General features: G+C 69.0%; 13 protein-coding genes. 4 read left to right on the forward strand and 9 right to left on the reverse strand.

Annotated elements, in window-relative coordinates; genetic code table 11:
- The first annotated feature begins 50 nt into the window (after positions 1-50).
- From ACT9AS_RS02540 to ACT9AS_RS02555, 4 genes are all read left to right on the forward strand, one after another.
- Positions 51-329 carry a DUF493 family protein gene (locus ACT9AS_RS02540; RefSeq protein ID WP_445098546.1) on the forward strand — a complete coding sequence of 93 codons (279 nt, stop codon included), beginning with the start codon at positions 51-53 and terminating at the stop codon, positions 327-329.
- Entirely contained in the window at positions 317-1018 is a 702-nt protein-coding gene (gene lipB, locus ACT9AS_RS02545; protein ID WP_445098547.1) for a lipoyl(octanoyl) transferase LipB, read from the forward strand. Before ACT9AS_RS02540 ends, lipB begins: the two co-directional genes overlap by 13 nt.
- 185 nt (positions 1019-1203) lie before the next feature.
- Positions 1204-2214: a lipoyl synthase gene (lipA, locus tag ACT9AS_RS02550; protein ID WP_445098548.1), complete on the forward strand. Its 1011-nt coding sequence runs from the start codon at positions 1204-1206 to the stop codon at positions 2212-2214.
- A gap of 254 nt (positions 2215-2468) precedes the next feature.
- A complete protein-coding gene (locus ACT9AS_RS02555) occupies positions 2469-4769 on the forward strand; it encodes a carboxy terminal-processing peptidase (protein ID WP_445098549.1) in 2301 nt (766 codons plus the stop codon).
- 214 nt (positions 4770-4983) lie between these two features.
- Here the strand turns inward: ACT9AS_RS02555 and ACT9AS_RS02560 are convergent, their stop codons facing one another.
- From ACT9AS_RS02560 to ACT9AS_RS02600, 9 genes are all read right to left on the reverse strand, one after another.
- Positions 4984-6345 carry an ABC transporter permease gene (locus ACT9AS_RS02560; RefSeq protein ID WP_445098550.1) on the reverse strand — a complete coding sequence of 454 codons (1362 nt, stop codon included), beginning with the start codon at positions 6343-6345 and terminating at the stop codon, positions 4984-4986.
- A 10-nt stretch (positions 6346-6355) separates the two neighbouring features.
- Positions 6356-7513 (reverse strand): FtsX-like permease family protein, encoded by a 1158-nt coding sequence (locus ACT9AS_RS02565; protein ID WP_445098551.1) that lies wholly within the window; start codon positions 7511-7513, stop codon positions 6356-6358.
- A 23-nt stretch (positions 7514-7536) separates the two neighbouring features.
- On the reverse strand, positions 7537-8232 hold the full coding sequence (locus ACT9AS_RS02570) for an ATP-binding cassette domain-containing protein (protein WP_445098552.1): 696 nt from the start codon (positions 8230-8232) through the stop codon (positions 7537-7539).
- A gap of 79 nt (positions 8233-8311) precedes the next feature.
- Complete coding sequence (locus ACT9AS_RS02575; protein ID WP_445098553.1) at positions 8312-9583, reverse strand: efflux RND transporter periplasmic adaptor subunit; 1272 nt, start codon at positions 9581-9583, stop codon at positions 8312-8314.
- Between the two features lie 87 nt (positions 9584-9670).
- Positions 9671-10252, reverse strand: a complete 582-nt coding sequence (locus tag ACT9AS_RS02580; protein WP_445098554.1) for a hypothetical protein — start codon at positions 10250-10252, stop codon at positions 9671-9673.
- Positions 10253-10284: 32 nt separating this feature from the next.
- The gene (locus tag ACT9AS_RS02585) at positions 10285-10584 is read right to left on the reverse strand and encodes a transcriptional regulator (RefSeq protein ID WP_445098555.1); all 300 of its coding nucleotides are present in this window, start codon (positions 10582-10584) and stop codon (positions 10285-10287) included.
- Positions 10581-11153, reverse strand: coding sequence for a hypothetical protein (locus ACT9AS_RS02590; protein ID WP_445098556.1), 573 nt, complete (start codon positions 11151-11153; stop codon positions 10581-10583). The genes ACT9AS_RS02585 and ACT9AS_RS02590 overlap by 4 nt, the downstream gene beginning before the upstream one ends.
- Positions 11154-11780: 627 nt before the next feature.
- A complete protein-coding gene (locus ACT9AS_RS02595) occupies positions 11781-13151 on the reverse strand; it encodes a leucyl aminopeptidase family protein (RefSeq protein WP_445098557.1) in 1371 nt (456 codons plus the stop codon).
- Complete coding sequence (locus tag ACT9AS_RS02600; protein ID WP_445098558.1) at positions 13148-13885, reverse strand: HAD-IA family hydrolase; 738 nt, start codon at positions 13883-13885, stop codon at positions 13148-13150. The genes ACT9AS_RS02595 and ACT9AS_RS02600 overlap by 4 nt, the downstream gene beginning before the upstream one ends.
- Between the last annotated feature and the right edge of the window lie 37 nt (positions 13886-13922).

A 13922-nucleotide genomic window follows, 5' to 3' on the forward strand; every position in this document is an offset into this window, starting at 1 on the left:
ACCCGTCCGGACCGCTTGGGTTGGCCCGGTGGCGGACCCATAATTGATCGATGGAAATCAGATCCGACAACCCAGACCACGGCTTCCAGTTCCCCGGCGAGTTCCAGCTCAGTGCCATGGGGCCGGCCGGAATCGGCCTTGAAAGCGAGCTTTCGCAGCGGCTGATCGACGCCGGCATCGACGTCATGACCGAGCGGGTCGAGTGGAAGCATTCGTCCAACGGCAAGTACGTATCGGTGCGGATCGCGTTCCGCGCCGACAGCCGCGAGCAGTACGACCTCGCCCACCAGGTGCTGCGCGACCATCCGGAAGTAAAGTGGACGCTGTAACCGCGTGCCCCCACCCCAACCCTCTTCCGCAGGCGGAGGAGGGGGCAAGGCGGCCGGCGCTGCTGCGCGACCTCGGCCGCCAGCCGTACGAGCCGGTCTGGCGGGCGATGCAGGCGTTCACCGACGCCCGCGACGAGGCCACGCCCGACGAGTTGTGGCTGGTCGAGCACGAGCCGGTGTTCACCCTCGGCCAGGCCGGCAAGCCCGAGCACGTGCTGGCGCCCGGCGAGATCCCGGTGATCCACGTCGACCGAGGCGGCCAGGTGACCTACCACGGCCCCGGCCAGATCGTGCTGTACCCGCTGCTCGACCTGCGCCGGCTCAAGCTCGGCGTGCGCGAGTACGTGTGCCGGATCGAGCAGGCGATCATCGACACCCTCGGCGACTGGAACATCGAGGCGGTGCGCCGCGAAGGCGCGCCCGGCGTTTACGTGGCTGGCGCCAAGATCGCCGCGCTCGGTATCCGCGTGCGCCGCGGCTGCACCTTCCACGGCCTGGCCTTCAACATCGACATGGACCTGTCGCCGTTCCTGCGGATCAACCCCTGTGGCTACGAGGGGTTGCGGGTGACCTCGATGGTAGACTTGGGCGGCCCCTCGGGGATCGAAGCGGTCAAGCCGGCGCTGGTCGGGCACGTGGCCGCGCAGTTTGGTTTGAGCGTCGAAAGCGCACCGCCGCCGGCGTTCTGATTTTCCGTCCTCGCCTGCGGAAGCCGTATTGTTTTCCCTTCTCCCGCTTGCGGGAGAAGGTGCCCGAAGGGCGGATGAGGGCACGCAACACCGCGACAGCCGACGCAAGCCGGTTTCGCGCGCCCCCACCCCAGCCCTCTCCCGCAAACGGGGGAGGGAGCCAACATCAAGAGCTCTGCGACGCCATGACGGATACCGCCACCAAGACCATCCCGCTCGCGGTTGTGGGCAGCGACGCCCCGGCGCCGCTCCAGCCAGGTGTCAAACAGGTCGCCGGCGACAAGATCAGCCGCTCGCCGGTGCAGTTCGCCGACGCCCCGGTGCTGCGCAAGCCGTCGTGGATCCGGGTCCGGATCCCGTCGGGCAACGCCGTCGCCCGGCTCAAGGAAAAGCTTCGCGAGAACCGCCTGGTCACGGTCTGCGAGGAAGCCAGCTGCCCCAACATCCACGAGTGCTTCAGCCACGGCACCGCGACCTTCATGATCCTCGGCGAGGTCTGCACGCGCCGCTGCAGCTTCTGCGATGTCGCCCACGGCCGGCCCAAGCCGCCCGACCCGGCCGAGCCGTTGCACCTGGCGCAGACGGTCAAGGACATGGGTCTGAAGTACGTGGTGGTGACCTCGGTCGACCGCGACGACCTGCGCGACGGCGGCGCCGGCCATTTCGTCGACTGCATCAAGGCGATCCGCGAGTTCAGCCCGCGCACCAAGATCGAGATCCTGACCCCGGACTTCCGCGGCAAGGGCCGGATGGAGCGCGCGCTGGAGATCCTCGCCAACAGCCCGCCGGACGTGTTCAACCACAACCTCGAAACCGTGCCGCACCTGTACCGCAACGTGCGCCCCGGCGCCGACTACCAGTGGTCGTTGACCCTGCTGCAGAAGTTCAAGGCCCAGCACCCGGAAGTCGCGACCAAGTCCGGCATCATGCTCGGCCTCGGCGAGACCATGGAACAGGTGCGCGAGACCCTGCGCGACCTGCGCGCGCACGACGTCGACATGATCACCATCGGCCAGTACCTGCAGCCCAGCGCCCACCACCACCCGGTGATGCGCTACTGGACGCCGGAGGAATACAAGGAGCTGGAGGTGTTCGGCATGGCGCTCGGGTTCAGCCATGTCGCCTCCGGGCCGCTGGTGCGCTCGTCGTACCACGCCGACCGTTCCGCGATCGAGGCCGGCTACGCGACCGCCTGACGCCCGCCCGGTGACCGTCTTGGCATGGTCTTCGCGTCGTGCATGGTGTGATGGGGACGCGTCAACCGTGGGCGAATGCACGCGCTTCGACGCGCCAGCTGAACCGCGACCCGCGTGATATCGCCGGACCGTGCCGTTTGTGAGCTGTCGACGTGACAGCCGCCGCAACTTTCGGCACTGTCGGGTGGTCCCAGCGTGTTGCAACCCTGTGATCCACGCACCCCTCTCCCACGCGAGCTGACGCGAAGTCCCCCATGATCAAGAATCCCCTGTTCGCGCTCCTGTTGACCGCCCCGCTGGCGCTGCTGGCACGCGCCGACACCGGCGCGCCGCAAACCGCCCAGGCCGGGCCGGAGACACGCGGCGATACGACGCTGTTGCAGTCGCCGCAGGCCGCCCCGCCGCCGACCCTGGCGGAGCCGGTCGAGCCGGCGGCGGCGAAGAAGGTGGCGGCCGAACTCCCGACCGGGCCGACCGAGTACCAGACCACCGCCGCCAAGCTGGTCTACGGATTGCTGTCGGACAGCCGTTACGCCTACCGCCCGCAGGCCCTCGACGATGCACTGTCGGCCGACATGTACACGCGCTATCTCGAAGCGCTGGACGGTGGCAAGCAGTTCTTCACCGCGGCCGACGTCGCCCGCTTCGACCGCTACAAGACCCTGCTCGATGACGCGATCAAGAGCGGCGAGCTGGAGCCGGCGTATGCGATCTTCGCGACCTACCGCGAGCGCGTGAACGACCGCGTGGCGTATGCGCGCGGCCTGCTCAAGCAGGACATCTTCGACTTCACCGGCACTGACGAATTCCGCTACGACCGCGAGGACGCGCCCTGGGCCGCCGACGCCGCCGAGCTCGACCAGCTGTGGAAGCAGTCGGTGCGCAACGACTGGCTGCGCCTGAAGCTGGCCGGCAAGGAGCCGGAGAAGATCCGCGAGACGCTCGACAAGCGCTACGCCAACCTCGCCGAGAACGTCGCCGAGCTGGAAGGGCAGGACGTGTTCCAGACCTTCCTCAATGCCTATGCCGGCGCGATCGATCCGCATACCAACTACTTCACCCCGCGCTCGGCGGAGAACTTCAACCTGTCGATGTCGCTGTCGCTGGAAGGCATCGGTGCGGTGCTGCAGAAGCAGGACGACATCGTCGCGATCCGCGAGATCGTGCCCGGTGGCCCGGCCGACAAGTCCGAGATCCTCGCCCCCGGTGACCGCGTGGTCGGCGTCGGGCAGGGCAGGAGCGGCCCGGTCGAGGACGTGATCGGCTGGCGCATCGACAACGTGGTCGAGCTGATCCGCGGCCCGAAGGACTCGCAGGTGCGGCTCGACATCATCCCGGCCGAGGCCGGGCTGGACAGCAAGCCGGTGCGCGTGACCATCACCCGCGACGAGGTGCGGCTGGAAGACCAGGCCGCCAAGTCCGAGATCCTGACCATCCCGGGCCAGGGCGACGCGCCCGAGCAGAAGATCGGCGTGATCGAGCTGCCCGGGTTCTACCAGGACTTCGAGGCCCGGCGCCTCAACAAAGACAACTACGCGTCGGCCACGCGCGATGTCGCGCGGCTGCTGAAGGAACTCAAGGCCAAGGACGTCGATGGCGTGGTGCTCGACCTGCGCAATAACGGCGGCGGCTCGCTGACCGAGGCGATCGAGCTGACCGGCCTGTTCATTGACCAGGGCCCGGTGGTGCAGGTGCGCGAATCCGGCGGCCGGGTCAGCGTCGAGGGCGACCGCGACGACGGCGTCGCCTGGGACGGCCCGCTGGCGGTGCTGGTCAACCGCGGCTCGGCGTCGGCGTCGGAGATCTTCGCCGGCGCGATCCAGGATTACGGCCGCGGCCTGATCATCGGCGAGACCACCTTCGGCAAGGGCACGGTGCAGAACCTGGTCGACCTCGACCGCTGGCCGGCCAACGAGGAAGAGCGCTTCGGCCAGGTCAAGCTGACCATCGCCCAGTTCTTCCGCGTCGCCGGCGGCTCGACCCAGAACAAGGGCGTGGTGCCGGACATCAACTTCCCGGCCTCGGTCGATGCCAGCGAGTACGGCGAAAGCACGTACGACAACGCGTTGCCGTGGACCAAGATCGCGGCGGTGCCGCACGTCAATTACGGCAACTTCGAGCCGCTGCTGCCCAAGCTGGAGACGCTGCATACCGAACGGGTGGCCGACAACCGCGAGTTCCAGTGGTGGAAGGAGGACGTGGCGCGGTACCGCAAGGAGGCGGCGAAGACCTCGATTTCGCTCAACGAGGCCGAGCGCCGCACCGAGCGCGATGCCAACGAGGCCCGCCGCAAACAGCGCCAGGAAACCCGCAAGGAACTCGGCCTGGCCCTCGACCCGCTGGCCGCGGCCCAGCTCGACGACGGCCTGACCGCCAACGAGCGCGACATCGTCGAGGACGCCGCCCGCGAGAAGGCCGCCGAGGACCGCCCCGACCCGCTGCTGCGCGAATCGGCCGCGATCCTGGCCGATGCGCTGTGGCTGCTGAGCAACGACGACCAGCTGTCGGCGGTGGTGCTGCCGGGGTCGGGCACGGCGGGGCATTGGGCTGATTGAGCGCCGGGAACAGCCGGGGCTGTAAACCGGTTGTGGATAAAAGAACGGGCGCCCGGAGGCGCCCGTTCTTTGTTGTCTGAAGCTGCAACCCCGCCCCGTGTAGGAGCGACGTAAGTCGCGATTTCACCGATACCCGGAATCGCCGTGCAATCGCGACTTACGTCGCTCCTACATCAGCGCGACCGCTGCTCGGACATCAGCTGCCACGTCATTGCTACGCCGCCCGCAGCGCCGTCGTCACCGGCAGCCTTGCCGCCCGCAACGCCGGGAACAGCCCGCCGACCAGCCCGATCCCCAGCGCCCACTTCAACCCCTGCCACAACAGTTCCGGCGAGACCTTGAACTGGAACACCACCTGGCTGAAGTTGTTGCCCAGGGTCGACACCGTGTAGCCGTTGAACACCAGCCAGGCCAGCCCGGCGCCGACCAGGCCGCCCAGCAGCGCCAGCAGCATCGTCTCCAGCATCACCGCCACCACCACCGGCAGCCCGCGGAAGCCGAGCGCGCGCATGGTCGCGATCTCGCGCGCGCGGCCGGCAACCGCCGCGTACATCGTGTTGAGCGCGCCGAACACCGCGCCGATCGCCATGATCGTGCCGATCACCGTGCCCAGGATCGTGATCAGCTTGGTCAGGCCCTCGGACTGCTTGGCGTAGTAGTCGTGGGTGGTCAGCACGTCGAGCTTGAGCCGCGGGTCGGCGGCGAGCGCGGCCTTGAGCTGGTCGAAGCCGTCCTTGCCGGCCAGCTTGACCGTCACCGACTGGTAGGCCGAGCGGTTGTAGCTGGAGCCGACCACTTCGGCGTCGGCCCACAGTTCCGAGTCGTGCGAGTTGCCGCTGGCGAACTTGCCGACCACCGACCAGACCTGGTTGCCCAGCTCGACCTGCTCGCCGACCTCGAGCCCGGCGAACTGTTCCTGCGCGCCCTTGCCGACCACCAGCTCGCGCAGGCCCGGCTCGAACCGGCGACCCTCGACGAGTTCCACGTCCGGTCGCAACTGCCACGCCCGCGGCCCGACCCCGCGCAGCTGCACGTTGGCGTCGTTGCCGTCGGCCTTGGTCGGCAGGTTGACCACCTGCGACAGCTCCGGCGACACCAGCGGCCGGCCTTCCTCGCCGGTCGCGATGCCGGCCAGCGCCGAGATCAACGGCACCTGGTCGCGGCTGATCACCGAATTGGTCTCGGCCTGCGAGCCGCCGCGCAGGATGATCGCGGTGTCCTCGCCGCCGGTCTGGTTGAGGGTGGCCTGGAAGCCCTTGCCCATCGCCAGCATCGCGACCAGCACCGCGACCACGCCGGCGATGCCGATGATGATGACCATCGATGCGCCCCAGCGTTGCGGCAGCCCGGCAATGCCGACCGCGGTGACCGCCAGCGTCTGCCGGCCGCGCCGGCTCAGGCCGAGCCAGGCCGCCACCACCAGCGCCAGCGCCAGTACCCCGTACCACGGCAGCACGATCCAGGCCGCCAGCATCACGGCCACCAGCAGCACGATGCCGAGGTTGCCGAGCCAGCGCTTCAGGCGGCCGCCGGATCGACGGGCGGAGCGCGGTTGCTTGTTGTTCGAAGTCTTCATCGTGTTGTCCTCAGCGTCCCGCCAGCGCATCAACGATCTTCAGCCGCATCGCGCGCAGCGCCGGCAACAGGCCGACCACCACGCCCAGGCCGAGGATCATCACCGCGGCGATGCCCCAGGTTTCGGCCGGGATCCCGGCGGTGGGCAACATGCCCTGGCTGTAGGCGCTGACCGCGCCGACCACCACCTGCGCCAACCCCATCCCGATCAGGCCGCCGAGGCCGATCAGCAGCACCGATTCGGCCAGCACCAGCAGCAGCACGCTGCGGTCGGTGAATCCGATCGTCTTGAGCACCGCCAGCTCCGGGATGCGCTCGCGCACCGCCTGCGCCATGGTGTTGCCGGTCAGCAACAGCAGGGTGAAGAACACCGCGCCCATGATCGCGGTGACGATCAGGCCGATGTCGGCGAACTGCTTCATGAAGGCCTGCTGCCACGCCGACTCGGTCTGGGTCTTGGTCTCGTGGTCGGAGTTCTCCGACAGCGCGTCGATCGCCTGTGCGACCCGGCTGGCCTGGTCGGCGTTTTCCAGCTCGATCATGAACCAGCCGATCTGGTCCTGCATGTAGTCGTTGGACTCGTCGAAGTACTTCCAGTGGAACATCAACTGGCGTTCCTGCTGCTCCATCGCCGGGTCATCGACGTGGAAGATGCCGCGCAGGGTGAACGCCCAGTCGTTGCTGCCGTCCTTGGGGAAGATCGTCGCCTGCAGCGGGATGGTGTCGCCGATCTTCCAGCCGTGCTGCTCGGCCAGCGCGGCGCCGACGATCGCGCCGGTGCGGTCGGTCTGGTAGGCCTCCAGCTGCTCGGCGGGGATCTTGAACTCGGGATAGACGTCGAAATAGCCCGGGCCGATCGCGAAGTTGGGGAAGAAGTTCTTCGGGTCGCGGTAGATGCCGCCGAACCAGTTGGCGTAGGCGACCTTGTCGACCCCGGGCACCGCCTCGATCTGTGCCAGCAGGCGGAACGGCAGGGTCTGGGTGATCGACAGCTTCGAGGCGACCACCAGCCGGTTGGCGCCGGCGACGCTGTTGCCCGAGGTGAACGCGACGCGGACCGAGTCGAGCATGCCGAACAGCAGGAACGCCGCCACCACCGACAACAGCGTCAGCGCGGTGCGGGTCTTGCTGCGGAACAGCGACGCCCAGATCAGGTGCAGGTATTTCATGTCTGCCTCCTCTACGTGCCGGGTCAGGAACTGGCGACGGCCAGCTCGCGGTCGACCAGGGTGCCCTTGTCGAGGTGGATCGTGCGCTGCGCGTGGTCGGCGGCCTTGGGGTCGTGGGTGACCATGACGATGGTCTTGCCGTGGTCGCGGTTGAGCGACTGCAGCAGCGCCAGGATCTCCTCGGCGGACTGGCGGTCGAGGTCGCCGGTCGGCTCGTCGCAGATCAGCAGGGTCGGGTCGGAGACGATCGCGCGGGCGATCGCGACGCGCTGCTGCTGGCCGCCGGACAGCTCGTTGGGGCGGTGCTTGCCGCGCTCCTCCAACCCGACCAGCTTCAGCGCGATCTCGGCATTGCGCTTGCGCTGCGCGCCCGACAGCTTGGTCAGCAGCAGCGGCAGCTCGACGTTCTTCTGCGCGCTCAACGTCGGCATCAGGTTGTAGAACTGGAACACGAAGCCGACGTGCTGGCTGCGCCAGTGCGACAGCTGGCCGGAGCTCATCTGGTCGATGCGCTGGCCGCTGATCTCGATCTCGCCGCCGCTGGGCGAATCGAGGCCGCCGATCAGGTTGAGCAGGGTGGTCTTGCCGGAGCCCGACGGACCCATCAGGGCGACGAAATCACCCTCGGCGATGTCGAGATCGACGCCATGCAGCACCTCGACCTTCTCGGGGCCGCGCTGGTAGGTCTTGGTGAGGTTGCGGATCGATACCAGTGCCATGGGGACGTCCTCGTTGTGCGTTGTTCGGTGATCGACGGATCCGGCAATCGCCATGGATCCGTCCTGCCAATGTCCGGTACTACTCGTCGTCGCCGGTGCCGGCCTCGGCGATGCGCACGCGGGCGCCATCGACGAGGTCCTGCGGCGGATCCAGCACCACTTCGTCGCCGCCATCGAGGCCGGCGGTGACTTCGCGGTCGTCGCCGAGGCTGCGGCCGACGGTGACCACGTGTTGTTCGACCTCGCTTTCGTCGGCGTCGGCCTCGCCCAGCACGAACGCGACCTGCTTGCCGTCGCGATCGACGATCGCCGCCGCCGGCACCAGCACGCCGGGTTTGGACTTCGGCGCGTCGGCCGGTGCGGCCTTCTCGAGGAAGCTCACCCGCACGCCCATTTCCGGCACGATCCGCTCGTCCTTCTCGTTCAGCGCGATGCGCACCTTGACCGTGGCCTTGCCGCGGTCCGCCGTGGGGATGATCGCGATCACCTCGCCGGGGATCTGCCAGTCCGGGTAGGCATTCAGGGTCGCCTCGATCGGCATGCCCGGCTTGACCCGGCCGATATAGGACTCGCCGACGTCTACCTCGACCTCGAGCGAATCCATGTCGACGATCGTGCCGATGCCGGTGCGGGTGAAGCCGCCGCCGGCCGACAGCGGCGAAATCATCTCGCCCGGCTGCGCGGCCTTGGCGATCACCACCCCGGCGAACGGCGCGCGCACCACGGTGTTGTCGACGCCGTTGTCGGCGACCTCGAGCTGGTCCTGCGCCACCTGCGCCTGGCGCTTGGCGGTCAGCAACTGCGCGCGCAAGGCATCGCGCTCGGCGACGGCCTGGTCGTACTGCGCCTGCGATACCAACTGTTGTTTGACCAGCGGACCGAGTCGCGCGGCATTGGCCTCGGCCTCGTCGAGCCGGGCCTGGGCGCCGCCGATCTGGCTGCGCGCGGCGGCGAGCTGGGCCGCGGCGAGGTCGCGCTGGGCCGCGGCGTCGACCGGGTCGAGCGTCGCCATCACCTCGCCGGCCTCGACATGCTGGCCTTCCTCGATCAGCACTTCGCGGACCTTGCCGGTGACCTTGGCCGACACCGTCGCCATGCGCCGGGCGACCACGTAGCCGGTGGCGTCGAGCACCGAGGCGCTGCCGCCGCTGCCGCCGCCGATCGCGACCACCGAGGCGGTCTGCACCACCGGCCCGTCGTCGCGGCCGAACAGGGCCCAGCCGGCCAGCGCCAGCAGCACCACCGCTGCGGCGATGGCCAGCCCGATCCACAGGCCGCGCCGTGAAGGCGCGGGGGGCGGGGCGCTGCGGTCGATGCGGAGTTCCTTCAACAGGTCGGTTTGTGCAGTCATATGCAACCCTGGACGCAGGACAGCGCCGAGTGTGACGGCAGATGGCGGTGATCGCCAACCTGCCGGAAGTCAGCCTGTGCGGCGGCGCTAGCCGGGATCGACCGCCCCGGCAGCGGGCCAGTCGGTATCGCCGATCCGGGTCAGGTCCATCCTGAAGAACCGCATCGGCGGCTGGCCCTCGACGATGCGCTCGCCGGTCTCGATGAAGCTGTCGCCGTCGATCACCGCGGTGTAGCGGATCGTCGCCGGGCCGGCCGGGATCTCCCAGTGGTATCCGTTCGCGGTGGGGGTGAACGCGAAGTCGCCGACCATGCCGCGGGCGTGCGAGTGCATCGTGTAGGCCTGCGTCGCCGGGTCGTAGCTGACGATCGCGAACGCGTTGAACACGGTTTCACCGTTGGCGTCGTAGCCGCGGCCTTCGATCACCCGGATCGATCCATCCAGCAGCGGCCCGATGCGCTCGGTCTGGGTGAACTCGTGCACCGTGCCGTCGGGCAGGGTCATGCTCGCGGGGCCACGCCAATCGCCGTCGAGCATGGCCAGCGGTTCGAGCGCCTTCTTCTGCGCGGCAATGGTCGCGGCGGGGTCGTGCTGCTGGGCGGCGACCGGGGTGCTGGCGAAGGACGCCAGAGCGAATGCGATCGAGCTGATGAGGATTGCTGTTTTCATGGACAGGCTCCTGCGGGTGGGGTGTGGCGCGGTCAATCGGTGGCCGTTGCGATCACCGCCTGCAACGCCTGCAGATGGCGGTCGAGCGCCTTGCGGCCATCCTTGGTCAGGCGATACCAAGTCACCGGCTTGCGCTCGACGAAATCGCGGCGCAGATCGATGCAGCCGGCTTCCTCGAGCTTGCGCAGTTGCGCGCCGAGGTTGCCGTCGGTCAGTTCGAGCTGCTGCTTGAAGCGGGCGAAGCTGATCTCGCCGTGGCGCGCCAGCAACACGCTGATCGCCAGCCGCGCGCGGTGCTCGAACACCGGGTCGAGGCCATCGAGCGCCTTCACTGGTGGATGGCCGGCTGCCGGCTGCGGCTGACCGAGATGCCGGCCCAGGCCAGCGCGATGCCGATCGCGATGCCGGTGAGTGTCCAGGTGTAGGGCAGCGCGAACAGGTTCAACACCGCGTAGGCGGCCAGCATGATCAACCCGCTCCACAGCATCGGCCGTTCCAGGTGCACGCCGGCCAGCGCGTAGGAGAGGCCGGCGACCAGCAGGAAGTTGCCGACCGCCGCTTCGATCGGGGCGCCGCGCATGACCGGCAGCCAGCAGATCAGGAACGCGATGCCGGTGATCAGCCAGTGCAGCCCGTGGCGGCGTCCCTCGGCGCGATCGATGGTGCCGTGGCGGCGCTCGTCGCGCGCGGCCAGCCACCAGCTGAGCAGGCCGCCACCGATGCCGGCGACCAGCCAGAACGGCGCGGCCAGGGTCGGCGCGAAGTCGGGCAGGGCGAAGCCGACGGCGATGACCGCCGCCCACATGAAGTAGATCGACGGCACCCCGCTGCAGCGGTCGTGGCGACGGACCGCGCTGGCGACGTAGTCGAGGTCCTGTCGGAGGTTGTCGGTGGTGGTCATGGGGCGGCTCCGTGGAAGATAGTTTGCAAAGTACTCTAAAAAACAGAGTTGTCAATGGGTGAGTCCAGGAGAGGGCAAAAGCGCCCAGTGTTGGGAGTGGGGTGATCGGGTTGTTCTGGGGCGTTCGAACCGTCTCGGGCGTCCGAGCTGTCCTGGACGTGAGAGCTGTCCCGGGCATTCGAGCTCTCAGGCCCGAAGGGATCGTTCGCCTGCACCGACCGGCTGGCGCCATTTGGCGCTGCGGCTATCCGGCGGCGCCGCCCACGCCGGGTGCATCACTGCTCCACGCGCCGACTGTAGGAGCGACGTAAGTCGCGAACGCACGGCGATTGCGGATGGCGAGAGCGGTTCCTTCGATGGATATCCGGACAGGTTCCTGCGGAAACTTCGGATGTGCAGGCCAGCGGGTTCCGTGGAGATCAGTGAAATCGCGACTTACGTCGCTCCTACATACGGGGAGTCACGCGCCCATGAAGCCACGTGTCCCGTGGTCTGGCAGCCGGAACCCCGGAACCCGGGACCCCGGAGCCCGGAGCCATACATCTCCAGTGGACACGGAGTTCCGCAAACGCAGTCGCAGCTACCGCAGGGCGACGCCTGGAGCGGTCCGGGTCGGGCAATCGGCGCTCAGCCCCCGGCGCGCGCCTGCAACATCGCAAACGCCGCGCGCAGGCCCTGCGCTTCGCCGCCGCAGGGGCGGCCGGGGCGGTCGGCGTCGTTCCAGCTGTAGACGTCCAGGTGGGCCCACTTCTGCGCCGCGGGCACGAAGCGCTCCAGGTACAGCGCGGCGGTGACGCTGCCGGCCATCTTCGACGGACCGCCATTGGCGATGTCGGCGATGTTGCTGGTCAGGTAGCGCCAGTACGGACGCCACAGCGGCATGCGCCACACCGGGTCACGCTGCTGCTGGCCGGCGGCGAGCCAGTCGGCGGCGAGGGCTTCGTCGTTGCTGTACAGCGCCGGCAGGTCGGGGCCGAGCGCGATGCGGGCGGCGCCGGTCAGGGTCGCGAAGTCGAGGATGAATTCCGGCGACTGTTCGCCGGCATAGGCCAGCGCGTCGCACAGCACCAGGCGGCCTTCGGCATCGGTGTTGTCGATCTCCACGCTGATGCCGGCGCGGGTGTCGATGACCTCGCCGGGGCGGAACGCGTTGGGGCCGACCGCATTCTCGACTGCGGCCACCAGCAGGGTGATCCGCAGCGGCAGTTTGCGCGCCATCACCCATTCGGCCAGCGCGATCGCGTGGGCGCTGCCGCCCATGTCCTTCTTCATGTTGCGCATGCCGTCGGCGCCCTTCAGGTCGAGCCCGCCGGTGTCGAAGCACACGCCCTTGCCGACCAGGGCGACGTGCGGGTGCGCGTCGTCGCCCCACTGCAGCGAGATCAGGCGCGGGGCGCGATGGCTGGCCCGCCCGACCGCGTGGATCGCCGGGAAGTTGCGCGCCAGCAGGTCGTCGCCGCTGATGACTTCGATCTTCGCGCCGTGACGCTCGGCGATCTCGCAGGCGACCTGTTCCAACTGGTCCGGTCCCATGTGCTCGGTCGGGGTGTTGACCAGGTCGCGCACGCGCACGCAGGCGGCGAGCGCATCGCGGACTTCGGCGTCGTCTTCGACCTGCAACGTCGCCGGTGCACGCGGCGGCTGCCGGTAACGGCTGAACCGGTAGGCGCCCAGGCCCCAGCCGAGCTGCAGCGCGGCGACGACCGCGGCGTCGTGCTCGCCCACCAGCCGGAACGCACGCGCCGGCAATGCGAACGGGGCGTGGCCGTAGCTGTAGGGATCGAGCGGGTCGCCGACGCCGATCACCGCGCCGCTGGCGCCATCGTCGCCGGGGAGCAGCAATGCGCTGCCGGGGGCGCCATCGAAGGCGTGTGCATCGAGCCAGGCGACGTTCGCGGCGGACTGGCCGGCGCGCCAGCCGGACAGGCGCAAGCGGTCGACCACGTGCAGCGGCAGCGCATCGGTGGTGGTATCGGTGAAACCGGTCGGCAGGTTCATGCGGACAGCGACTCCTCGGGATCGGGGTGCGCCGCGTCGAGCCAGTCGGCCAATGCGGCGAGGGTGGGGAATTCGAGGTCGGGACGGACCTCGGTATGCGGCCAGCGCCGGGTCGCGCCGGATTCGTCGGGGCGGTTGATCCAGCAGGTGCGCAGGCCCGCGCGGTGTGCGCCGAGCACGTCGGTGCGGGTGTCGTCGCCGACGTGCAGTACCTGCGACGGATCGCAGTCCAGCCGCGCGCAGGCGGCATGGAAGATGCCGGCGGCGGGCTTGGCCGCGCCGTGTTCGCGCGCGCCGAGCTGGAAGCGGAACAGGTGCATCAGCCCGATCGTGTGCAGGCAGGCGTTGCCGTTGCTGAGCGCGGCCAGCGGCACCCGTGCCGCGAGGCGCTGCAACGCGCCGAGGCTGTCGTCGTAGTGTTCGACTTCGCAGCGTGCGGCGAAGTAGGCGTCGTAGGCCGTCTGCGCGAGCGCGACGTCGTCGCCGGCCTGTTCGAGCATGCGCTCGATCATCCACTGGCGTTGCACGGTCATGTCGTGGGCCAGGTGCGGACGGTCGCGATCGACCTGTTCGCGCAGCTTCTGCCGTGCGTCCAGCGGCCAGCGTTCCGCGCTGCGTGGCGCGTGTTGCCGCAACCAGTCGCCCAGCGCCTGCTCGGCACGTTCGATCGCCGGGGCGACCGGCCAGATCGTGTCGTCGAGATCGAGGGTGATGGCGTGGACCCGGAACTGCACCGCGCCATTCTACCGCCGCGATTGACGGTACGTGTCA

The sequence above is a fragment of the Lysobacter sp. F60174L2 genome (assembly GCF_052547135.1).